The organism is Nocardia sp. FBN12 (assembly GCF_050320175.1).
Taxonomy (GTDB): Bacteria; Actinomycetota; Actinomycetes; order Mycobacteriales; family Mycobacteriaceae; genus Nocardia.
The window spans coordinates 3,355,184-3,376,546 of the sequence record NZ_CP190048.1; the positions used below are offsets into that span (position 1 = coordinate 3,355,184).

The 21,363-nt window shown below is 68.7% G+C and carries 17 protein-coding genes; 11 read left to right on the forward strand and 6 right to left on the reverse strand.

The window, feature by feature from the left end; genetic code table 11:
• The first annotated feature begins 74 nt into the window (after window positions 1-74).
• From mptB to ACQHI0_RS16190, 4 genes are all read left to right on the forward strand, one after another.
• The gene (mptB, locus tag ACQHI0_RS16175; protein WP_427908762.1) at window positions 75-1,793 is read left to right on the forward strand and encodes a polyprenol phosphomannose-dependent alpha 1,6 mannosyltransferase MptB; all 1,719 of its coding nucleotides are present in this window, start codon (window positions 75-77) and stop codon (window positions 1,791-1,793) included.
• Window positions 1,790-2,722 carry an ABC transporter ATP-binding protein gene (locus tag ACQHI0_RS16180; RefSeq protein WP_427908763.1) on the forward strand — a complete coding sequence of 311 codons (933 nt, stop codon included), beginning with the start codon at window positions 1,790-1,792 and terminating at the stop codon, window positions 2,720-2,722. The genes mptB and ACQHI0_RS16180 overlap by 4 nt, the downstream gene beginning before the upstream one ends.
• Entirely contained in the window at window positions 2,719-3,498 is a 780-nt protein-coding gene (locus tag ACQHI0_RS16185) for an ABC transporter permease (RefSeq protein ID WP_427908764.1), read from the forward strand. Before ACQHI0_RS16180 ends, ACQHI0_RS16185 begins: the two co-directional genes overlap by 4 nt.
• Before the next feature lie 68 nt (window positions 3,499-3,566).
• The gene (locus ACQHI0_RS16190; protein WP_427908765.1) at window positions 3,567-4,538 is read left to right on the forward strand and encodes a COX15/CtaA family protein; all 972 of its coding nucleotides are present in this window, start codon (window positions 3,567-3,569) and stop codon (window positions 4,536-4,538) included.
• 80 nt (window positions 4,539-4,618) lie between these two features.
• Here the strand turns inward: ACQHI0_RS16190 and ACQHI0_RS16195 are convergent, their stop codons facing one another.
• A complete protein-coding gene (locus tag ACQHI0_RS16195) occupies window positions 4,619-4,984 on the reverse strand; it encodes a hypothetical protein (RefSeq protein WP_427908766.1) in 366 nt (121 codons plus the stop codon).
• Between the two features lie 76 nt (window positions 4,985-5,060).
• Here ACQHI0_RS16195 and ACQHI0_RS16200 point away from each other — a divergent pair, with 76 nt between their 5' ends.
• Window positions 5,061-6,026 (forward strand): quinone oxidoreductase family protein, encoded by a 966-nt coding sequence (locus ACQHI0_RS16200; RefSeq protein WP_427908767.1) that lies wholly within the window; start codon window positions 5,061-5,063, stop codon window positions 6,024-6,026.
• Window positions 6,027-6,151: 125 nt separating this feature from the next.
• Here ACQHI0_RS16200 and ACQHI0_RS16205 read toward each other — a convergent pair whose 3' ends face one another.
• Window positions 6,152-7,144 carry a heme o synthase gene (locus ACQHI0_RS16205; protein ID WP_427908768.1) on the reverse strand — a complete coding sequence of 331 codons (993 nt, stop codon included), beginning with the start codon at window positions 7,142-7,144 and terminating at the stop codon, window positions 6,152-6,154.
• 445 nt (window positions 7,145-7,589) lie between these two features.
• Between ACQHI0_RS16205 and tkt the strand changes: the two genes are divergently transcribed.
• The 5 genes from tkt to pgl are packed head-to-tail and all read left to right on the forward strand — an operon-like array spanning window position 7,590 to window position 14,122.
• Window positions 7,590-9,731, forward strand: a complete 2,142-nt coding sequence (tkt, locus tag ACQHI0_RS16210; RefSeq protein ID WP_427908769.1) for a transketolase — start codon at window positions 7,590-7,592, stop codon at window positions 9,729-9,731.
• 4 nt (window positions 9,732-9,735) lie between these two features.
• Entirely contained in the window at window positions 9,736-10,869 is a 1,134-nt protein-coding gene (gene tal, locus ACQHI0_RS16215; RefSeq protein ID WP_427908770.1) for a transaldolase, read from the forward strand.
• A gap of 4 nt (window positions 10,870-10,873) precedes the next feature.
• Complete coding sequence (zwf, locus tag ACQHI0_RS16220; protein ID WP_427908771.1) at window positions 10,874-12,445, forward strand: glucose-6-phosphate dehydrogenase; 1,572 nt, start codon at window positions 10,874-10,876, stop codon at window positions 12,443-12,445.
• On the forward strand, window positions 12,442-13,350 hold the full coding sequence (gene opcA / locus ACQHI0_RS16225) for a glucose-6-phosphate dehydrogenase assembly protein OpcA (RefSeq protein WP_427909180.1): 909 nt from the start codon (window positions 12,442-12,444) through the stop codon (window positions 13,348-13,350). The genes zwf and opcA overlap by 4 nt, the downstream gene beginning before the upstream one ends.
• Window positions 13,343-14,122, forward strand: a complete 780-nt coding sequence (pgl, locus tag ACQHI0_RS16230; protein WP_427908772.1) for a 6-phosphogluconolactonase — start codon at window positions 13,343-13,345, stop codon at window positions 14,120-14,122. Before opcA ends, pgl begins: the two co-directional genes overlap by 8 nt.
• A 46-nt stretch (window positions 14,123-14,168) precedes the next feature.
• On the opposite strand, the gene ACQHI0_RS16235 is transcribed toward pgl, so the two are convergent.
• The 3 genes from ACQHI0_RS16235 to ACQHI0_RS16245 are packed head-to-tail and all read right to left on the reverse strand — an operon-like array spanning window position 14,169 to window position 18,600.
• On the reverse strand, window positions 14,169-15,878 hold the full coding sequence (locus ACQHI0_RS16235) for an ABC transporter ATP-binding protein (protein WP_427908773.1): 1,710 nt from the start codon (window positions 15,876-15,878) through the stop codon (window positions 14,169-14,171).
• Entirely contained in the window at window positions 15,875-17,638 is a 1,764-nt protein-coding gene (locus ACQHI0_RS16240) for an ABC transporter ATP-binding protein (RefSeq protein WP_427908774.1), read from the reverse strand. The genes ACQHI0_RS16235 and ACQHI0_RS16240 overlap by 4 nt, the downstream gene beginning before the upstream one ends.
• Window positions 17,635-18,600, reverse strand: a complete 966-nt coding sequence (locus ACQHI0_RS16245; RefSeq protein ID WP_427908775.1) for an alpha/beta hydrolase fold domain-containing protein — start codon at window positions 18,598-18,600, stop codon at window positions 17,635-17,637. The genes ACQHI0_RS16240 and ACQHI0_RS16245 overlap by 4 nt, the downstream gene beginning before the upstream one ends.
• A 369-nt stretch (window positions 18,601-18,969) precedes the next feature.
• On the opposite strand from ACQHI0_RS16245, the gene ACQHI0_RS16250 reads away from it, so the two are divergent.
• On the forward strand, window positions 18,970-19,938 hold the full coding sequence (locus ACQHI0_RS16250; protein WP_427908776.1) for a hypothetical protein: 969 nt from the start codon (window positions 18,970-18,972) through the stop codon (window positions 19,936-19,938).
• Between the two features lie 107 nt (window positions 19,939-20,045).
• Here the strand turns inward: ACQHI0_RS16250 and ACQHI0_RS16255 are convergent, their stop codons facing one another.
• Window positions 20,046-21,032 carry a hypothetical protein gene (locus tag ACQHI0_RS16255; RefSeq protein ID WP_427908777.1) on the reverse strand — a complete coding sequence of 329 codons (987 nt, stop codon included), beginning with the start codon at window positions 21,030-21,032 and terminating at the stop codon, window positions 20,046-20,048.
• Window positions 21,033-21,363 lie beyond the last annotated feature (331 nt).

Consider the following 21,363-nt stretch of genomic DNA (forward strand, 5'->3'; position numbering starts at 1 on the left):
CCTGGTCGCGGCCGCATCGGCTCGGTGGCTACTGAAGAACCCTGTCGTGTCCGCGCACACTAGGCTCTGACTTCGTGGCGGTACTGGAGGGCGCGGCGCGCAAGACACTGGCGTTCGGGCGGCGAGCTCTCGGGCTCGACGTGTCGGCGCCCGATCACACCGTCGCGGTGCTGCATCGCGACGAGACCGAGGTCCCGGGGCTCGACAAGCGCGAACGCGCGCAACTGGACCGGATCCGGCTGATGGGCGCGACCGGCGCGGTGCTGATGGCGATCGCGGCGTTGGGCATCGGCGCCCAACCCGTGCACCAGAATCCGGTCTCCGGTGTTCGGGTGCTCGGGATCTTCGCGCGAGCGCACACCGGGTCGCTGGCGATGTGCATGTTCGGCACCGCGCTGGTGATCGGGGCGTGGTTGCTGCTGGGACGCTTCGCGATCGGTGGACTCGCGGGTTCGCCGCTGCACCGGCTGAGCCGCTCGCAACTGGACCGCACACTGCTGCTGTGGATCATCCCGCTGTCCGTGGCGCCACCCATGTTCAGCAACGATGTCTATTCCTATCTGGCACAGAGCGAGATCGCCGCCCGCGGCATCGACCCCTATTCCGAAGGCCCGGTCGCCGGACTCGGGATCGACAATGTGCTCACCAACAATGTGCCGACGATCTGGCGCGATACGCCCGCGCCGTACGGTCCACTGTTCCTGTGGATGGGCCGCGGTATCGCCGAGCTGACCGGCGACAACATCATCGCCGGGGTGTGGGTGCACCGGTTACTGGCGCTGGCCGGTGTGGCGCTGATCGTGTGGGCGCTGCCGCGGTTGTCGGTGCGTTGCGGGGTGGCTCCGGTGAGTGCGCTGTGGCTCGGTGCGGCGAACCCGCTGGTGCTGTTCCACCTGGTCGGCGGCGTGCACAACGACGCGCTGATGCTCGGTCTGATGCTGGCCGGAGTGGAGCTCATGCTGCGCGCGATCTACGGCGAAGGCGGCAGACCCGACCGGCTGACGGCCACGAATCTGCCACCTTTCGATGCCCGCGCCTACGGGCTGCTGATCGGCGGGGCGGTGGTGATCACGCTGTCGTCGTCGATCAAGCTCACGTCGATCATCGCCCTCGGGTTCGTCGGCATGGCATTGGCCAGACGCTGGGGCGGGTCGTTCGCGGCCGTCGCCAAAGCCGCGGCTCTGCTGGGTGTCATCGCCGTGGTGACAACGCTTTTCATCGGGTTCGCCAGCGGGCTCGGCTTCGGCTGGGTCCACACCCTCAGCGTCGCCAACGCCGTCCGGAGCTGGATGTCGCTGCCGACCATCATCGGCATCGTCACCGGATTCGGGGGCGTCCTGCTCGGCCTCGGCGATCACACGACCGCTCTGCTCTCGATCACCCGCCCGATCGCGGGACTGGTCGCGGTCTTCGTGACCCTGCGCATGCTCGTCGCGACCGGCGTGGGCAGGCTGCATCCGGTCGGCGCGATGGGTGTCTCGCTGGCGGCGATCGTGCTGCTGTTCCCGGTGGTCCAGCCCTGGTATCTGCTCTGGGCCATCATCCCGCTGGCGGCCTGGGCCACCCAGCCGGTGTTCCGCGTGCCCGCCGTCGCCTTCTCGGCGGTGGTCTCGATGCTGGTGATGCCGCGCGGTGCGGAATTCCAGGTCTTCCAGATCATCGGCGCCGCGCTGGCCGCCGTGGTCTGCTTCGCGCTGTTCTTCGCGCTCACCCGGCACACACTGCCCTGGCGGGCCCAGCCGGGGGTGTCGGCTCCGTCACAGGAGGGCACGGCTTACCGTGTGACATCGTGACAAGTCGCCCTGGACCCGCCGTTAGCGTCGACGGTGTGGTCAAGCATTATGGCGAGACCACCGCGGTAGACGGTCTCCGGTTCGACGTAGAGCCCGCCCAGGTCTTCGCTCTGCTCGGACCCAACGGCGCGGGCAAGACCACCACCGTCGAGATGTGCGAAGGCTTCGTGCGCCCGGACGCGGGCACGGTCCGCGTCCTCGGCCTGGACCCGATTGCCGACTCCGAACAGCTGCGACCGCGGATCGGCGTGATGCTCCAGGGCGGCGGCGCCTACCCCGGCGCCCGCGCCGGGGAGATGCTCGACCTGGTCGCGGCCTATTCCGCCGATCCCATCGACCCTGACTGGCTGCTGTCGACGCTCGGTCTGCGGGACAACCGCCGCACACCCTATCGACGCCTGTCCGGCGGTCAGCAGCAGCGGCTCGCGCTCGCGTGCGCGCTGGTCGGCAGGCCCGAGATCGTGTTCCTCGACGAACCCACCGCCGGTTTGGACGCGCAGGCGCGCCTGATCGTCTGGGAGCTCATCGACGCCCTGCGCCGCGACGGCGTGAGCGTCGTGCTCACCACGCACATGATGGACGAGGCCGAACAGCTCGCCGACCAGCTCGTGATCATCGATCACGGGCGGATCGTCGCGCAGGGCACCCCCGCCGAGGTCACCGCCCACGGCGCGGCAGGCCAGCTGCGGTTCTGCGCCCCACCGAAACTCGATATCGCCTTGCTGAAATCGGCCCTGCCGGAAGGTTTCTCGCCGCACGAGACCACGCCGGGGATGTACCTGATCGAGGGCGAGATCACCCCGCAGGTCCTGGCCACGCTCACCGCCTGGTGCGCCAGGATGGACGTGCTCGCCACCGACATCCGCATCGACCAGCGTCGCCTGGAAGACGTTTTCCTCGAACTGACCGGACGGGACCTGCGCGGATGAGCGAGACCACCAGCCGTTTCCTGCCCGGCACCTTCGCCCCCGATCCGCGGCCTGCCTCGCGGATGGCGATGCTCACGGCGCAGACCGGGCTCGAGCTGAAGCTGTTGTTGCGCAACGGCGAACAGCTGCTGCTCACCATGTTCATCCCGATCACCCTGCTGATCGGCCTGACCCTGTTGCCGTTCGGCGATCTCGGCGAGCATCGGGTCGACCGGATTGTGCCGATGGTGATGATGACCGCGGTGATGTCGACCGCGTTCACCGGCCAGGCCATCGCTGTCGGCTTCGACCGCCGCTACGGCGCCCTCAAACGGCTCGGTGCGACACCGCTGCCCCGCTGGGGCGTGATCGCGGGCAAGTGCGCGGCCGTGCTCATCGTGGTGGTGCTGCAGGCGATGCTGCTCGGTGCCATCGGCGTCGCGCTCGGCTGGCGACCCGGCATCGGCGGACTCGCGCTCGGCGCCTTGGTGATCGCTCTCGGCACGGCCACTTTCGCGGCGATGGGACTGCTGCTCGGCGGAACGCTCAAGGCCGAGGTCGTGCTGGCGCTGGCCAACATCCTGTGGTTCATCATGCTCGGCATCGCCAGCCTGGTGCTCGTCGACTCCCTGCCCACCGCGCTCACCGTGATCGCACGGCTCATCCCGTCCGGTGCGCTGGCATATGCGCTGGATGCGGCGCTGTCGGGGTCGATCGACTGGTTCGGGGTGGCGGTGCTCGCGGTGTGGGGCGTGGTGTGCGGATGGCTCGCGACCAGGCTGTTCCGCTTCCACTGACGTGACCAACGACGCACTGTAGTAGCCCTGGTATCAGCGTCGAATTATCGGCCGGTACCATTCCTGACGTGCTGTATCGCGCCTTCGTTGGCCTCGTCGACCGGCTGCCGCTCCCCTCGCTGCGGGTGCAGCGGCTCATCGCCATCGCGGTGATCCTGAGCCAGGCGGGCATCTCGGTGACCGGCGCCATCGTGCGCGTCACCGCCTCCGGGCTCGGCTGCCCGACCTGGCCGCAGTGCTTCCCCGGCAGTTTCACCCCGATCGGGGTCTCGGAAGTACCCGTCCTGCACCAGACCGTGGAGTTCGGCAACCGGCTGCTCACCTTCGCGGTGACGCTGTGCGCCGGGCTGATCGTGCTCGCAGTCGTCCGGGCGCGCAGGCGCAAGACAGTTCTGACCTACGCCTGGCTGATGCCGGCGGGCACCGTCGTGCAGGCCGTCATCGGCGGGATCACCGTGCGCACCGGGCTGCTGTGGTGGACCGTGGCGGTGCACCTGCTCGCCTCGATGGCGATGGTGTGGCTCGCGGTGGTGCTCTACGCGAAGATCTGCGAACCCGACGACGGCATCGAGACCGTCCAGGTGCCCGCTCCCCTGCGCTGGCTCACCGCCCTGTCCGGGGTGGCGCTCGCGGGGGTGCTCATCGCGGGCACACTGGTCACCGCGGCCGGGCCGCACGCCGGTGACAAGAGCATCGAGCGACAGGTCGAGCGCCTCGAAGTCGAGATCGTCACCCTGGTGCATCTGCACTCGCAGTTGATGATCGGGTATCTCGCACTGCTCGTCGGGCTCGCGTTCGGGCTCTTCGCCGTCGGCATCACGCCCGCTGTCCGCAAGCGGTTGTTCGTGTTGCTCGCGATCGTGCTCGCCCAGGGGCTTGTCGGTGTCGTCCAGTACTTCACCGATGTGCCCGCTGCCCTCGTCGCCATCCACGTCGGTGGCGCCGCCGCCTGCACCGCCGCGACCGCCGCGCTGTGGGCGTCGCTGCGCACGCGCGAGAAGGTCGAGGTGCCCACGGTCGCTCAGGCTTCCGTGCGCTGACCCGTCCCAACGAAACAGCCCGCGATCGGTGCATCCGATCGCGGGCTGTTCGATGTTCGTCGGCCGTTGCGCCGCGAGGATCAGGCGCCTGCGAACAACTTTCCGTTGCGCGCCTTCGGGAACTTGGTCTGACCGGCGACCCAGCCGGCCATCCTGGCCCAGTGTGACGGGGCCGGGGTGACGATCGAGCCGAGCTCGCGGCTCCACTCGTCGGTCTCGACGAGCCCGTCGACTCGCTCGACGAGTGCCTTCGCGGTCGCCAGATCGCCGACCACCCGGTCACCGAGGATGCCGTCGGCGCCGACAAGGGTGATCCGGACACCCTGCTCGCCGAGATACTGCAGCACGGCCGTTCCCGAACCACCGTGCTCAGCGAGGAATTTCACGATGGACTTCTCGACCTCGGCCGGCACCTTCACGGCCTCGGGGGTGGCGGTTGTACTCATGCACCGCAGTTTACCGGCCGGTAGTTTCCAGTCCAGCCCCGAGTGGTCTGGAACACGGGGTGTAGAAAGGGGACTCATGCGCGCGATTCAGGTTTCCGAGCACGGCGGTCCCGAGGTTCTGCAGTACGTGGAGGTGGCCGACCCCCAGGCCGGCCCCGGCCAGCTGCTGGTGAAGACCCAGGGTGTGGGTGTCAATTACATCGATATCTACTTCCGCACCGGCCTCTACCCGCAGGCGACGCCCTACACCCCCGGCTCCGAGGGAACGGGGCTCGTGGTGGCGATCGGCTCGGACGTCACCGAATTCGCGGTCGGCGACCGGGTCGCCTGGGCATCAGCGCCCGGCAGCTACGCGGAGTTGGTCGCGGTCGACGAGGCCGTCGCGGTGCAGGTCCCCGACGGCGTCGAACCGGCCGTCGCCGCCGCCGCGCTCCTGCAGGGCATGACCGCCCACTACCTCACCGAATCCGTGTTCACCCCCGAACCCGGCGACCCGGTCCTCATCCACGCGGGCGCGGGCGGGGTTGGCCTGCTGCTCACCCAGATGGCTGTCGCGAAGGGCGCCCGCGTCATCACCACGGTCTCCACCGACGCCAAGGAAAAGCTCTCGCGTGAAGCGGGTGCCACCGACGTCCTGCGCTACGGCGACGACCTCGCCGCCCGCGTCCGCGACCTCACCGACGGCATCGGCGTAGCCGCGGTCTACGACGGCGTCGGCGCCAGCACCTTCGAAGCCGGCCTCGCCTCCCTCCGCGTCCGCGGCACCCTCGCCCTCTTCGGCGCGGCCAGCGGCGCGGTCCCCCCTTTCGACCCGCAACGACTCAATCCCGCCGGTTCGCTCTGGCTCACCCGACCGTCTCTGGGCGCCTACACCCGCGACCGCACCGAATTCCTCTGGCGCGCAACGGATGTCTTCGACTGGATCGCCGCGGGAACCCTGAACCTGCGCGTCGGCGCTACCTACCCGCTGGCAGATGCGACTCAGGCACAGCGCGATCTCGCGGCGCGCAAGACCACCGGCTCGATCGTGCTGCTGCCCTAGCCACGACCTCGACTGTCCGCTCACCCGGAAAAGCGCATACCGGCTCGAGCAGCTCTCACCGCGGCCCCGACAGCCGGAAACGACAGTGGCCGGGCATCGCTGCCCGGCCACTGGTCGAGAATGTCTTACAGCCCGATGAAGCTGCCGACCGTTTCCCACCCGAGCACCGAGTCGACGGCCAGCCCACAGAACACCACCGCGAGGTAGTTGTTCGACTGCAGGAACAGCTTCAGCGGCTTCACCGACTCGCCGCGGCGCACCCCGGCGTAGAGCTGGTGCGCCATCAGCAGGAACCAGGCACCGGCCACCAGCGCCACAGCGGCGTAGATGACGCCCGTCGCGGGAACCAACGCCATCGTCGCGAGCACCGTCAACCAGGTGTAGATGACGATCTGCTTCGTCACGACCTGCTCGGTAGCGACCACCGGCAGCATCGGCACGCCGGCCGCGCGGTAGTCCTCCTTGTAGCGCATGGCCAGCGCCCAGGTGTGCGGCGGCGTCCAGAAGAAGATCACCGCGAACAGCACCAGCGCGGGCCAGCCGATATCGCCGGTCACCGCGGACCAGCCGACGAGGGCGGGCATACACCCGGCCGCGCCACCCCACACGACATTCTGCGAGGTCCGGCGCTTGAGGCCCTTGGTGTAGACGAAAACGTAGAACAGGATCGTCGCGACGACGAGCGCGCCGCTGAGTAGGTTGGCCTGCCACCACAGCCAGGCGAAGGAGATCGCGCCGAGCGCGACACCGAACACGAGCGCGTGCGAGGTGGGCACCGCATCGCGGGCCAGTGGCCGCCGTGCGGTCCGCTTCATCACCTTGTCGATGTCGGCGTCGGCGACACAGTTGAGGGTGTTGGCACTGGCCGCGCCCATCCAGCCACCGAACAGGGTGACCAGGATGAGCCGGATATCGACGGTGCCGCGGTCGGCCAGCAGCATCGTCGGAATAGTCGCGACGAGCAGCAGCTCGATGACGCGTGGCTTGGTGAGGGCGATGTAGGCAAGGGGCTTGCGCACTATCCGCGCGCCGAGACTGTCGCCCGCCAGGCGATCGGCCAGCGCCGTCGACGAAGTTCCGTGCGCACCGCTACTACCCGGCTCGTGACCGATCCGCACTGTATCTCCTCGCACGCTGTGCTTCGCTTCGCATCCGGTAATGGAACGAGCAGCGCGCGGCTGCGGCGCGGCCACTACTACAGAGGATGGTAGACCCACTCACCTGCCGCTCCGCGCCAGACCCCCGCCACCGTGGGCGCGGTCACTACGCCCCACGAGCCCGCATCCCGGGCCCACTCGGCGGTGAACCCGCATCGACGCGCAGGTGAACGGCACCGCGACGGGCTCCGTCCGCACGGCGGCGAGGGTCTGCACCGCACACCGCCGACGCACGGCGATCCGCACTAGACTCAACGCCAGGGTTCGCGCCAACCGCTGTAGCAGCACCACTAGGGTATTCCTGTACATCGGTACGCATCCCGGCCGCGTGCGACCCGCTGTCGAACACCATCGCCGCTGCCAAGCTATCGCCGTCGACGAAACCTAGGTCAGGAGAACTACGGTCGTGCCAGTCACAGACGACATTCGCGCCCTCACTCAGCGGAACTATCCCAGCGACTGGACGGACCTCGACACCTTGGCCGTCGACACCGCCCGGGTACTCGCTGCCGACGCCGTGCAGAAGGCGGGCAACGGGCACCCCGGTACCGCGATGAGCCTCGCGCCGGTCGCCTACACCCTCTTCCAGCGCACGATGCGCCACAACCCGGCGGATCCGAGCTGGGTGGGTCGCGATCGCTTCGTGCTGTCCTGTGGACATTCCAGCCTCACCCTCTACATCGAGCTCTACCTGGCCGGTTTCGGTCTGGAGCTGACCGACCTCGAGCAGTTGCGCCAGTGGGGTTCGCTCACCCCGGGTCACCCCGAGTTCCGCCACACCGACGGCGTCGAGATCACGACCGGCCCGCTGGGCCAGGGCCTGGCCTCGGCGGTCGGCATGGCGATGGCCGCCCGACGTGAGCGTGGGCTGTTCGATCCGAACGCTCCCGAGGGCACCAGCCCGTTCGACCACTTCATCTACACGATCGCCTCCGACGGCGACCTGCAGGAGGGCGTCACCGCCGAGGCCTCCTCGATCGCGGGCACCCAGCAGCTGGGCAACCTCGTGGTGATCTACGACGACAACGAGATCTCCATCGAGGACGACACCGATATCGCCTTCACCGAAGACGTGGCCAAGCGGTACGAGGCCTACGGCTGGCAGGTGCAGATCGTCGAAGGCGGCGAAGACGTGGTGGCCATCGAGAAGGCCCTGGATGCGGCCAGGGCCGAGACGTCGAAGCCCTCGATCATCATCCTGCGCACCATCATCGGCTTCCCTGCCCCGAACAAGATGAACACCGGTGGCGCGCACGGCGCCGCGCTCGGCCCCGACGAGGTCGCCGCGGTGAAGAAGGCGCTGGGCTTCGACCCGGAGAAGTCCTTCGTCGTCGACCCTGCCGTCATCGAGCACACCCGCAAGGCACTGGCCCGCGGCGCGCAGGCACAGGCGCAGTGGCGGCAGAGCTTCGACAAGTGGGCCGAGGCCAACCCCTCGAACAAGGCGCTGTTCGATCGTCTGCAGACCCGCTCGCTGCCCAAGGGCTGGACCGAGGCGCTGCCGAGCTTCGAGGTCGACCCCAAGGGCATGGCCACCCGCAAGGCGTCGGGCAAGTTCCTCGCCGCGGTCGCCGACGAGCTGCCCGAGCTGTGGGGCGGTTCGGCCGACCTGGCCGAGTCCAACAACACCACGATGCCGGGCCAGGCCAGCTTCGGCCCCGAGTCGATCTCCACCGGCGCGTGGAAGGCCAACCCGTACGGGCGCACCCTGCACTTCGGTATCCGTGAGCACGCGATGGGCTCGATCCTCAACGGCATCGCGCTGCACGGCCCGACCCGCCCCTACGGCGGCACCTTCCTCGTGTTCAGCGACTACATGCGCCCGGCCGTCCGCCTGGCCGCGCTGATGCGGGTGCCCGCCATCTATGTCTGGACCCACGACTCCATCGGCCTCGGCGAGGACGGCCCGACCCACCAGCCGATCGAGCACCTGGCCGCGCTGCGCGCGATCCCCGGCCTCAACGTCGTGCGCCCCGGCGATGCCAACGAGACCGTGTACGCCTGGCGCACCGTCCTCGAACGCGACTCCGACGAACACACCTCGCACTTCTCGGTCCATGACGCGCCGCACCAGGACGGCCCGTCCGCGCTGGCGCTGACCCGCCAGGACATCCCGACCCTGGAGGGCACCAGCTACGAAGGCGTGAAGAAGGGCGGCTACATCCTGGCCGAGGCTTCCACCGGCACCCCCCAGGTGATCCTCATCGGCACCGGTTCCGAGGTCCACCTCGCGGTCGCCGCGCGCACTACGCTGGAAGAGCAGGGCATCCCGACCCGCGTGGTCTCGATGCCGTGTGTGGAGTGGTTCGACGCGCAGGATCAGGGATACCGCGACGAGGTGCTGCCCCCGTCGGTGCGGGCCAGGGTCGCGGTCGAGGCCGGTATCGCGATGCCGTGGCACCGATTCGTCGGTGACGCGGGCGAGGTCGTCGGCATCGACCACTTCGGCGCGTCGGCCGACTACAAGACTCTGTACCGCGAATTCGGTATCACCCCCGATGCCGTCGTCCGCGCGGCACTGCGTTCCACCGACAAGGTGAAGGGGTAAGACCATGGCACAGAACGAGAACCTCGCCGCGCTCGCGGCCGCGGGCGTCTCGGTGTGGCTCGACGATCTCTCGCGTGATCGCATCCAGTCCGGCAATCTCGCCGACCTGGTCGCGACCCGCAGCGTCGTCGGTGTCACCACCAATCCGAGCATCTTCCAGGCCGCGATGAGCGTGGGCCACGCCTACGACGCACAGCTGAAAGACCTTGCGGCCCAAGGCGCCGACGCCGACGCGGCGATCCGCACGATGACCACCGATGACGTGCGCGCCGCCTGCGACGTGCTCGCGCCGGTGTTCGAGGCGACCGGTGGGGTGGACGGGCGGGTGTCGATCGAGGTCGACCCGCGCTTCGCCTTCGACGCCGACAAGACCGTCGCCCAGGCGATCGAGCTGTGGAAGATCGTCGACCGCAAGAACCTGTTCATCAAGATCCCGGCCACCGAGGCCGGGCTGCCCGCGATCACCTCGGTGCTCACCGAGGGCATCAGCGTGAACGTGACGCTGATCTTCTCGGTACCGCGCTACCGCGCGGTGATGGGCGCCTACCTCGACGGTCTGCGCAACGCCAAGATCGGTGGCCACGACCTGGCCAAGATCCACTCGGTCGCGTCGTTCTTCGTGTCCCGGGTCGACACCGAGATCGACAAGCGCCTCGAGGCGATCGGTACCCCGGAGGCACTTGCCCTGCGCGGCAAGGCGGGTGTGGCCAACGCCCGGCTGGCGTACGCCGAATACCAGGACGTGTTCGACGGTGGCGCGCACACCTCCACCTACAACCACCTGGCCGCACAGGGTGGCAACCGGCAGCGGCCGCTGTGGGCGTCGACCGGGGTGAAGAACCCGGATTACCCCGACACCCTCTACGTCACCGAACTCGTCGGCCCGAACACGGTCAACACCCTGCCGGAGAAGACGCTGCAGGCGTTCGCCGATCACGGTGAGCTGCAGGGCGATACGCTCAGCGGCCGCGGCGCCGAGGGCGCACAGGTCTTCGCCGACCTGGCCGCGGTCGGTATCGATCTCGACGATGTGTTCGCACTGCTCGAGCGCGAAGGTGTCGACAAGTTCGAGGGCGCGTGGGGCGAACTGATCGAGGCCACCACCGGCCAGCTGAACATCGCGGCGGAGGGCAACTAGCACGATGGCCGGCACAGCATCGACGGATCAGGCGGCGGGGCTGTGGCACAACCCGCTGCGCGACGAACGCGACAAACGGGTCCCCTTCATCGCGGGCCCGTGCAGCTTGGTGATCTTCGGTGTCACCGGAGATCTGTCCCGCAAGAAGCTGATGCCGGCCATCTATGACCTCGCGAACCAGGGGCTGTTGCCGCCTGGTTTCGCCCTGGTCGGCTTCGCTCGGCGCAACTACGCCGACGAAGACTTCGCCTCGGTGGTACTCGAGGCCGTGAAGAAGCACGCGCGCACCCCCTTCCGCCAGGAAGTCTGGGATCACCTGGCCGAAGGGGTGCGGTTCGTGCAGGGCAGTTTCGACGACGACGCGGCTTTCTCGACGCTCGCCGACACCCTGAAGAGCCTCGACGAGACCCGCGGCACCGGCGGCAATTACGCCTTCTACCTGTCGATTCCGCCGAACATGTTCCCCGTGGTGCTCGACCAGCTCTCCGAGCACGACCTGGCCGAGGCCGAGCCGGAGCCCGACGGGTACACCCCGTGGCGGCGTGTGGTGATCGAGAAGCCGTTCGGTCACGACCTGACCAGCGCCAAGGAGCTCAACGCGCTGGTGAACCGGGTGTTCCCGGAGGAGCAGGTCTTCCGGATCGACCACTATCTCGGCAAGGAGACGGTCCAGAACATTCTGGCGCTGCGCTTCGCCAACGAGTTGTTCGAGCCGATCTGGAACGCCAACTATGTCGACAGCGTGCAGATCACCATGGCCGAGGACATCGGGTTGGGCGGTCGCGCAGGCTATTACGACGGGATCGGCGCCGCGCGCGACGTCATCCAGAACCACCTGTTGCAGTTGCTCGCGCTGACCGCGATGGAGGAACCGACCTCCTTCGAGCCGATGCAGCTCACCACGGAGAAGATCAAGGCTCTCTCGGCCACCAAACTCGTTGCGCCGCTGGATGAGACGACCGCGCGCGGCCAGTACACCGAGGGCTGGCAGGGCAGCGAGCACGTCGTCGGCCTGCATCAGGAGGAAGGCTTCGATCCGCAATCGCGGACCGAGACCTACGCCGCGATCACCCTGCACGTGGAAAACCGGCGCTGGGCGGGTGTGCCGTTCTATCTGCGCACCGGAAAACGCTTGGGCCGCAGGGTGACCGAGATCGCGGTGGTGTTCAAACGCGCACCGCACCTGCCCTTCGATCAGACGATGACCGAGGAGCTCGGCCAGAACGCCCTGGTCATCCGGGTGCAGCCGGACGAGGGCATCACCCTGCGCTTCGGTTCCAAGGTCCCCGGCTCCGGCATGGAAGTGCGCGATGTGAACATGGACTTCAGCTACGGCGAGGCGTTCACCGAGTCCTCCCCCGAGGCCTACGAACGGCTCATCCTCGACGTGCTGCTCGGTGTGCCGTCGCTGTTCCCGGTCAACGCGGAGGTCGAATTGTCCTGGCGCATCCTCGATCCCGTGCTCGCGCACTGGGCCGCGGGCGGCAAACCCGAACCCTACGAGGCCGGGACCTGGGGTCCCACCTCGGCCGATGAGATGCTCGCGCGCAGCGGGCGGGAATGGCGGCGTCCGTGATCGTCGACATGCCCGACACCAATACCGTCGATGTCGGCAAGCGGATGGTGCAGTTGCGCGAGACCAACGGCGTGATCACCCAGGGCCGGGTGCTCACGCTGGTGGTATGCACCCTCGACTCCTCCGAGGCCGAGGACGCGATCGACGCCGCCAACGACGCCAGTCGCGAACATCCCTGCCGGGTCATCGTGCTGGCCCGTGGTGACCGCGACGCCGAGGACCGCCTCGACGCCCAGATCCGGGTGGGCGGCGACGCCGGTGCGGCCGAGGTGATCGTGCTGCGCCTGCAAGGTGCGCTGGTGAACCACGAGAGCAGCGTCGTGACCCCGTTCCTGCTGCCCGACACCCCGGTGGTGGCGTGGTGGCCGCGTGGCGCGCCGGAGTTCCCGTCGCTGGATTCGGTGGGCAAGCTCGCCAAGCGCCGCATCACCGATGCCACCTTCGCTCCCGATCCGATGGGCGCGATCAAGAAGCGCGCGGCCAGTTACGCCGCCGGCGACACCGATCTGGCCTGGAGCCGGATCACCTACTGGCGGGCGCTGCTGGCCGCGGCACTGGACGAGCCGCCGTTCGAACCGGTCACCTCGGTGATCGTGTCGGGCCTTGCGTCCGAACCCGCACTCGACACCCTGGCCGGTTGGCTGGCCTCCCGGTTGCACTGCCCGGTGATCCGCCGGACCGGGGAGTTGAAGGTGGAAATCCAGCGCGCCACCGATTCGATCGCCATCGAACGCCCGCAACTAGGAAGGACGGCCACGCTGACCCGCACCGGCGAACCCGACCAGCGGATCGCGCTGGCACGCCGGGAAACTCGCGATTGCCTCGCCGAAGAACTGCGCCGGCTCGACGCCGACGAGATCTACGCCGAGGCGCTCGCCGGAATCGAGAAGGTGACCTATGAGTGATCTCGACCATGACGACCTCGGTGCCGAATTCCCCGCCAATACGATCGAGATCCACGACGACGCCGACTTGCTCGCCGACGCCGCCGCCGAACGCTTCGTCGACGTGATCGTCGCCGCCCAGGCCGAACGCGGCCACGCCTCGGTCGCGCTCACCGGCGGCAGTGACGGCATCCGCCTGCTCGAACGCGTCCGCCAGACCCCCGGCGCCATCGACTGGTCCACCCTCTACGTCTACTGGGGCGACGAACGTTTCGTCCCGGTCGGGGACAAGGACCGCAACGAACTCCAGGCCCGCGAGGCGCTGCTGGACTTCGTCCCGCTCGACCCGGCCCACGTCTTCCCGATCGCCCCCTCCGACGGCGCCTACGGCTCGCCCGAGGAAGCCGCCGCCGCCTACGCCCAGCTCGTGCACACCGAACTCGACGAACGCGGCGAATTCGACCTCACGGTCCTCGGCATGGGCCCCGAAGGCCACATCAACTCCCTGTTCCCGCACTCACCGGCAGTGCAAGAAACAACGGATTATGTTGTCGCCGTCCATGATTGCCCGAAGCCCCCACCGACCAGGGTCACGATGACCCTGCCCGCGGTGCACCGCTCCCGCCACGTGATGCTCGTGGTCAGCGGCGAAGGCAAGGCCGCCGCCGTGGCCGCGGCCGTCAACGACGCCTCCCCCGACGAGATTCCGTCGGCAGGCGCGGTCGGCATCGAGTCGACCACCTGGGTGATCGACGAGCCCGCCGCGACGGGCCTGCTCCTCGACGAGGAATAACGCACCTGACGAAGCCGGGCCCGTGATCGGGCCCGGCTTCGTCGTGTCAGGTGACGGGAGTCAGGGAGGTCGTCCAGAAATCGGCATAGCGACCTGCTCGGCGGAGGAGTTCTTCGTGGGTGCCGTCCTCCTGGATGTGGGCGTTGTCGAGGAAGACGATGCGGTCGGCGCGGTGGACGGTGCGTAGGCGGTGGGCGACCATCACCACGGTTCGGCCCGCCATCAGGCGTTCGATTCCCTCGTGGACCGCGGCCTCGTTGAGTGGGTCGAGGGCGGAGGTCACCTCGTCCAGCAGGACGATCGGGGCGTCTTTCAGTAGTGCTCGGGCGATCGAAACACGTTGGCGTTCACCGCCGGACAGTGACGTGCCGCCTTCGCCGACGTTGGTTGTCCAGCCGCCGGGGAGCCGGTCGATCACCTCGTCGAGGCGGGCCGCGGTGGCGGCCGTTCTGACCTCGTCGTCGGTGGCGTCGGGGCGGCCGAGGCGGATGTTGTCCTCGATGGTGCCGTCGAAGAGGTAAACGTCCTGGAACACGATGGCGAACTGGGCCATCAGCGTTTCGGTACTGATCGAGCGCACGTCGACACCGCCGATGCGCACGGTCCCCGCGTCGACGTCGTAGAAGCGGGCGAGTAGTTGCAGGAGAGTGGTTTTACCCGCTCCGGAGGGGCCGACAACGGCGAGCCGTTGCCCCTGGGGAACCGTCAGTGACACGTCGTCGAGCACCGTCCTGGTGCCGTGCCGGAAGCTGACGGCGTCGAAGGTCAGGTCGTGGGCTCGCGGCTGGAGTGGCGTGCTGGGTTCGGGCAGGGTCTCGGTGCGCAGGAGTGCGTCGAGGCGAACCAGTTCCGATCGGGCGCTGCGCAGTTGACCGCCGATATCGGCCAGTGACAGCAGCGGGTCGGCGCAGCGGGCGGCCAGGATCAGGATGGCCAAAACCTCTGCCGCGCCGATGTTTCCGCCGAGGGCGAGGTAGGCGCCGAGGGCGAGCAGCACGGTGAACATCGCCTGCACCGCCAGCGAGAGACCGAGGATTGCGGGCAGCGCGGTGAAGGCTCGGCGGCGCGACGCGCGAGCGACTTCGCGCAGCGAGTCGTCGAGCAGGTCGAACCGTTGCGCGGTGCGCCCTCCGGCCCGCAGGATCGGCTGGGCTTGCAGGTATTCGATGACACGTTGCGCGGCATCGTGATCGCGCTGGTGCCGATCCTCGTCGCCGGCCGCCATCGAGCGCCCGGACCAGACCTGGATCGCCGCCACGATCGGTACCGCGGCGGCCGCGGCCGCCCCCAGCTGCCAGTTGAACGCGAACATCACGACGATGATCGTCAGCGGCGTCACGGCGGCGGAGATGAGCGGCGCCATCAGGTGGGCGAGCACGCTCAACGCTTGCAGCACACCGCGACTCGCGAGCACCGATACCTCCCCGACGCGACCCGCTGTGTACCAGCCGATGGGGAGCCGGGCCAGGTGGTCGCCGAGTCGGTAGTACACGCCACGCAGCAAGGTGGTTCCGACGCGGAAACCGGAAAGATCGCTGCGGTAGCGCAGGACCGCGTAGAGGGCGACGGCACCTCCCAGCGCGATCAGCCAGGTTTGGGCGTCGGCGGGCCGGTCACCGAACAGCGCTCGCAATACCGGAACCAGTAGCGCGTAGGAAAAGCCCTCGGCGACCGCGGTCACGGTCATCAGCGCGACGGTGCGCCGCACCGGTTTCGCGTACTCGGGTCCGAGCACGCGCAACAGCATGCGAATCATCGTGGGTCTCCCTGTAGTTCCGCGGTCACCGTCCGGTGCGCGTGCCAGAAGTCGGCGAATCTTCCTTGCCGGGTGAGCAGATCCGCGGGTCGGCCCTGTTCGATGATCGTGCCGTTGTCGAGCAGCACGACGGTGTCGGCGTCGGCGATCGTTTCCAGGCGGTGGGCGATGACCAGGACGGTCCGGTCGCCGCCGCGCGAGGCCAAAGCTTGTCGCACCGCCTGTTCGGTGTGTGGGTCGGCGAACGCGGTCGCCTCGTCCAGGATCAGGACGGGCGCGTCGGCGAGCAGTGCCCTTGCGAGCGAAATCCGTTGTGCCTCACCGCCGGACAGGGACGCGCCGTCACCGATCACGGTGTCGTAGCCGTGCGGCAACGCGAGGATTCGGTCGTGGATGTTCGCCAGCCGCGCGGCGCGAATGACGGTGTCGCGGTCCGCGTGTGGGACGGCCAGGGCGATATTGTCCGCGATCGACGCGCGCAGCAGGCGCACATCCTGGAAGACGAACGAGACCGTCCGGTAGAGCTCGCGGCTGCCGAGTTCGCGTAGATCGACTCCGCCGAGCGCGACGGTGCCGTGGCTCGGATCGAAGAACCGCGGCAGCAGCTGGACCAGGGTGGATTTGCCGCTGCCCGACGGCCCGACGAGCGCCGTGACGGTACCGGGCTCGAGCACCAGGTCGATCCCACGCAGTACTTCGTGCTCGGTGTCGTAGCCGAACCGGACCCCGCGCAACTCCACCCGGTGCCCCCGCGGTGCTCGCGGCCGGGTCGGCTCGGGCAGCGGCGCCTCGTCGAGAACGTCACGAATTCGGCCTGCCGCGCGACCGGCGGCTTGCAGGTCGTCGAAACCGTGCCCGAGGGCCGCCACGGGCGCGGTCAGTCCGATGCCGAGCAGCAGAAACGGCAGTAGATCAGCCGGGGCCAGCCCACCGTTCGTGATCAGCACCGCACCGCCGATCAGCACGACCAGCAGCACGAACGGCGGCGACAACGCCACCTGCATGCCGGCCGCGGGACCCGCGAGGCCACGCACCATCCGCAGGAAGATATCCGCGAAATCGTCGGTGGCCGTGCGGAATCGGCGATGGGCACGCTCGGAACCGCCGAATGCCTTCACCACGGCGATGCCCTGCACGAACTCGACGACCGAGCTGGCGATGCCACCCATGGCCGTGTCGAAATCCTGCTGTTCGCGCAGCCGGGTGGGGGTCATCATCAACGGGACGAGCGCGATGGCCAGCACCACCGGGATCAGGGTGATGAGGGTGAGCCGCCAGTCGACGGTGAACAGGTAAGCCAGCGAGACCAACGGCACCACGAACGCGGACACCAGCTCGCCGGGCGCGTGGGCGATGAACGGGTGCACGGCGCTCACGTCCTCACCCACGATCTTCGCCAGTTCGCCCGTGCGGCGTCGCGCGAACCAGCCGATCGGCACTCGCCCGAGCTGGTCGGCCAACTGCCGCCGGAACGACAGCTGAACCCGATCATCGAGAAGGTGCCCGATGGCCGAAGATGCCGCGGTACACAGCAATCGGACCAGCAGGCCCACCGCACCGGCCAGCACGACGAGCCACACATGAGCGCGGTCGATCTCGCCGGGCGACAACACCGTGCGGCCCAACTCGACCACTGCCAGCAAGGGTGCAAGCCCGGCCACGGCACCGATGACCTGCAAGATCACCACTGCCGTGAAACTGCCGAGATACGGACGAAGCAGCGCGGTGAGGCTCGTTGCCGGAGCTTGCTCGCGGATCATCGACGCGCTCCCGGACGCACGGACAGGTGGCTGCGCAGATGGTCGAGAATCTCCGCACGAGCCGGTCTGGCGGCGGGGATCAGACCAGACATGCTCAGAAAGCCGTGTACCGCTTCGGGATAGCGGGTCAGCGTCACCGCTGCCCCCGCCTGCCGCAATCGATCGGCATAGGCCGACGATTGATCTTCCAGCGGATCCAGGCCCGCGGACTGCAGGAGCGTCGGGGCGGAACCGGCGAGGTCGTCGTGGAACATCGGCGATATCGCGCGGGCATCGAAACCCGCTGGCAGCGCGATGCGGTGCACCGCACGGCAATGGGCCGGGGTCGCCGTGGGGCTGTCCGCGTTCTCGGTGAACGAGGGGTACTCGAACGCCCCGTCGGTCCAGTCGAGTTGGGGATTGATCAGGACCTGCGTCCGCAGCTCACGAATCTCGCGGGCGGTCGACACCGCCAGCGATGCCCCCGCACTACTACCGAGCAGCGCGAGCAGCGCCCCGTCCGCGCCCCACTCCCCCGCCCGCGCGACGAGCACCGGCACCGCATCCCGGGCATCCTCGAAAGCCGCCGGAATCGGATACTCCGGCGCGAGCCGATAGTCCACCGACGCGACCACCGCCGGACACTCGGCAGCCAGGTGACTCAGCAACCAATCATCCTGCGCGGGCACCCCGCTGACGCACCCACCGCCGTGAAAAGCGACGATCAACGGCAGCCCCGAGCCCCCGCGCACCGGCCGATGCACGCGAACATTCAGTGTGCGACCGGGCAATTCGAGTGTGTGGTCGGTGCCGAGTGCACCGCGGTCCGACTTACCGGTGATCAATGTCCCGAGCGCGGACCGCCGCAACTTCTCCTGCGCCGCCCGCACTTCGACTACCTCCGCCTGGGTGATCGAATCCCAATCCGGCCCAGCATGGAGGGCGGCCAACACCCGCATCCGTAGGGGAACTCTGCCTCGCATGACGTACCTCCTGGCGCTCGCTCACCGCCCGTTCCCGGCGGCGTACCGATACCCTGACAGCCGCGAACACCGCGGCGCTTTCGGAAACATGCGGTCACCTTCGACGGCGCGTTCGAGTCGTCTAAACCTTTTTCTGCCAGATCATGATCAATCGCACAGCGCGTCGTCATATCCCCTGTCCGCCCTTCCCGTCCGGTTTCGCGTCGGGGTTCAGCGGTTAAAATGTCGGGCGATCGGTGTGGCGGGGGACGCGAGTTTGCCAAACCGGGACGTCACGGCTTGCCTGCCGGTGGCGGTGTCGTGCCCCGTGCGCCGAGTTGCGCTTGGGCCGGGTGCGAGGTGCCGGCATGGGAAGGGAAAGGGTGATGGGTGGGTTCCTCAGGACCATGGGAGGACGAGAGTCCGGGGTCACCATTCGGTCCGCCGCTGGACGCGCTCGGACCTGATCCGGCCGCCGTGGCGGGTTTGCACGAGCAGGCTCCGACTTCGTGGCGACCAGCCGATCCGGAGCCTGCCCCGGTAGCGATGATCCCGGCGCCACCGCCTCAGTTCCGGGCGCCCGCGGGGGACGAGCCGATGCACGCCACCGGCGCCGTCGGGCTGCCGGACCGGTCGGCACCAGCCCGGCCGGTTCAGCAGGACCGGCGCGAGCCTCCGCCGTCGTGGGACGACGATCCGATGGCCGCGATCTTCAAGCCTGCCCAGGCATCTGGTCGACAGCAGTCCTCGTGGGATGAAGACACGAACACCACGCCCACCGACCCGTCGTCGAGATCCGGCCGCGGCAAGGTAGGAATCGTCCTGCTTGCTTCGGTGGCCACGATCGCGGTCGGCGTGGCGGCGGCGATGACCTACGTCGTCATGACCGGTCAGGACAGCGGACCGGAGAAGACGGTGGTCGTCGCCGCGACCAGCCCACCGACGACCACGGCGCGAAAGACGGCGGGGCCACTCGCCTGTGCCGACGAACAGCGCGGCAACCTGACCATCGGCCGCGGTCCCGGTGACAGCAACTCCGGTCCCGGCGTGATCCTCGGCTTCGAGTACGCGTTCTACACCGACCGCAACGGCGAGAAGGCACGGTCGTTCGTGGCGCCTGAAGCCGACACCGTCGGTTCGGCCCCGATCATCCAGGACGGCATCGACAAGTACGTCCCGCTCGGTACCACCTATTGCGCCCAGATCAGCCAGATCGGCCCGGACAGTTACGAACTCGACCTGACCGAACGTCGTCCCGGCGGCATGCCGGCCGACGATCTGCTCTACACCCAGCTCATCACCACCACCGTCCGCGACGGGCGAACGATGATCGCGTCGATTCGCGAACGGGGACAGTGAGATTCGGCCCGGATACGATCGGGACCACTGAACGACGTTGCCCTCCAAGCCGAATCAGCTTGGAGGGCAACGTATTCAGATCGACGGGCGATGCGACGCGGGTCGCGTCAGATCGCGCTACCCACCGCACCGCCGATGACTCCGCCGACGACGGCCGCTGGCACGCCGCAGGCGACAGCGCCGACTGCCGAACCGGCGGCGACCGTCGCCGCGAACGCCGCGCCCGCGGCCGGAGCCGCCATGACCCCAGCCGTTGCGGCGCCCGCCGCGGTACCGGCTGCTACCGCGGCAGCAGGGGCGAGGGTCGCGGACGTGATCAATCCGCCGGCCACACCGCACACGACCGCTGCGGGCACGCCGCCCACCGCCGCGCCGGCCAAGGCGCCCGCCGCGATCTTGTCCGACCGGCTCGGGTCGATGCCGATCGACTTTCCGCCCGTGGCGATCGCGGCTTCGGCGTTGGCGGCGGCCGAGTTCACGCCGTCGAGAAGGTCTTCCGGCACCGCGTCGGGCACCGGGGAGGTGAAGTCGCCGAGGCGCAGCGTGCGGTCCGGCGGCGCGATGGGCGCGACCGGCTCCACCGCTTGCGGCGCGTGCAGCGCGCCGAGGTCGACCGGCGGCGCACCCTCGTTGCTCGGTACGGTCCGGTGCCCCGGCGGGACAGCGTATTCGCCGAACGGGCCCGGCTTCGCCTCTTGCGGCACGGTGACACCCGGCTGACGCGGAGTGGTGCGCGGACCGAACGCGGCGTTCGGATCGTCGCCCGGTGCGGTGACGCCCGGCTGCACGGTGGTGGTGGGGCCCGGTCCGACCACGGGCGTGGGGCCGCCCCGCTCGCCGGGCGGCGGCGGGGTCGCGGTTCCCGGTTCCGGTTTCGCCGGGTTCGGCGTTGCCGTAGTGGGTTTCGGCGCCTGCGTGTCGCTGGGTGCCAGGCTGGTGGATGTCGAACTCGCGACATCGGTGCCGGTGTTGGTGCAGGCGACCGCGAACATCACGGGCAGGACCCCCAATGCCGGCGCCGCGCGCCTCGCGATCACTCCTGCTTTGACTCTTCGGTGCTTGCCGGCCATCTCGAACTCCCCGCTTCTGATCATGTCGACATCCGGCACCGTCACGGTGCCGGACGCGCCACTGTAAACATGACCAATACGACGGCGTCAAAACCTGAGTGCGGGTTGACAATCACCGAGCTATACGTCTGTCCGATTCCACCATGGCCTGCCACCAGCGGAATCACCCCGCGAGATCCCGCCTCACGACGTAGACTGTGTCGTCACTCACTCCTTGCTCAAACGTGGCCGGTTCGGGTCATCGCCTCCGCCATGATCACGAGCCGCCGCCGGCACCGCGCCCCATCGCGAGTCAGCCAGGGACACCGAGTCGGCCACGTCCCCGAGGTCGTCGATGAGCGGGGACAGCGCTCGG

Bases quoted from the DNA above. Each gene is read 5' to 3' on its own strand.
- tal (WP_427908770.1), top strand. From the start codon at position 9,736: ATGGCACAGAACGAGAACCTCGCCGCGCTCGCGGCCGCGGGCGTCTCG.
- ACQHI0_RS16240 (WP_427908774.1), bottom strand. From the start codon at position 17,638: ATGATCCGCGAGCAAGCTCCGGCAACGAGCCTCACCGCGCTGCTTCGT.
- zwf (WP_427908771.1), top strand. From the start codon at position 10,874: ATGGCCGGCACAGCATCGACGGATCAGGCGGCGGGGCTGTGGCACAAC.
- ACQHI0_RS16195 (WP_427908766.1), bottom strand. From the start codon at position 4,984: ATGAGTACAACCGCCACCCCCGAGGCCGTGAAGGTGCCGGCCGAGGTC.
- ACQHI0_RS16235 (WP_427908773.1), bottom strand. From the start codon at position 15,878: ATGATTCGCATGCTGTTGCGCGTGCTCGGACCCGAGTACGCGAAACCG.
- ACQHI0_RS16185 (WP_427908764.1), top strand. From the start codon at position 2,719: ATGAGCGAGACCACCAGCCGTTTCCTGCCCGGCACCTTCGCCCCCGAT.
- ACQHI0_RS16255 (WP_427908777.1), bottom strand. From the start codon at position 21,032: ATGATCAGAAGCGGGGAGTTCGAGATGGCCGGCAAGCACCGAAGAGTC.
- pgl (WP_427908772.1), top strand. From the start codon at position 13,343: ATGAGTGATCTCGACCATGACGACCTCGGTGCCGAATTCCCCGCCAAT.
- ACQHI0_RS16245 (WP_427908775.1), bottom strand. From the start codon at position 18,600: ATGCGAGGCAGAGTTCCCCTACGGATGCGGGTGTTGGCCGCCCTCCAT.
- ACQHI0_RS16200 (WP_427908767.1), top strand. From the start codon at position 5,061: ATGCGCGCGATTCAGGTTTCCGAGCACGGCGGTCCCGAGGTTCTGCAG.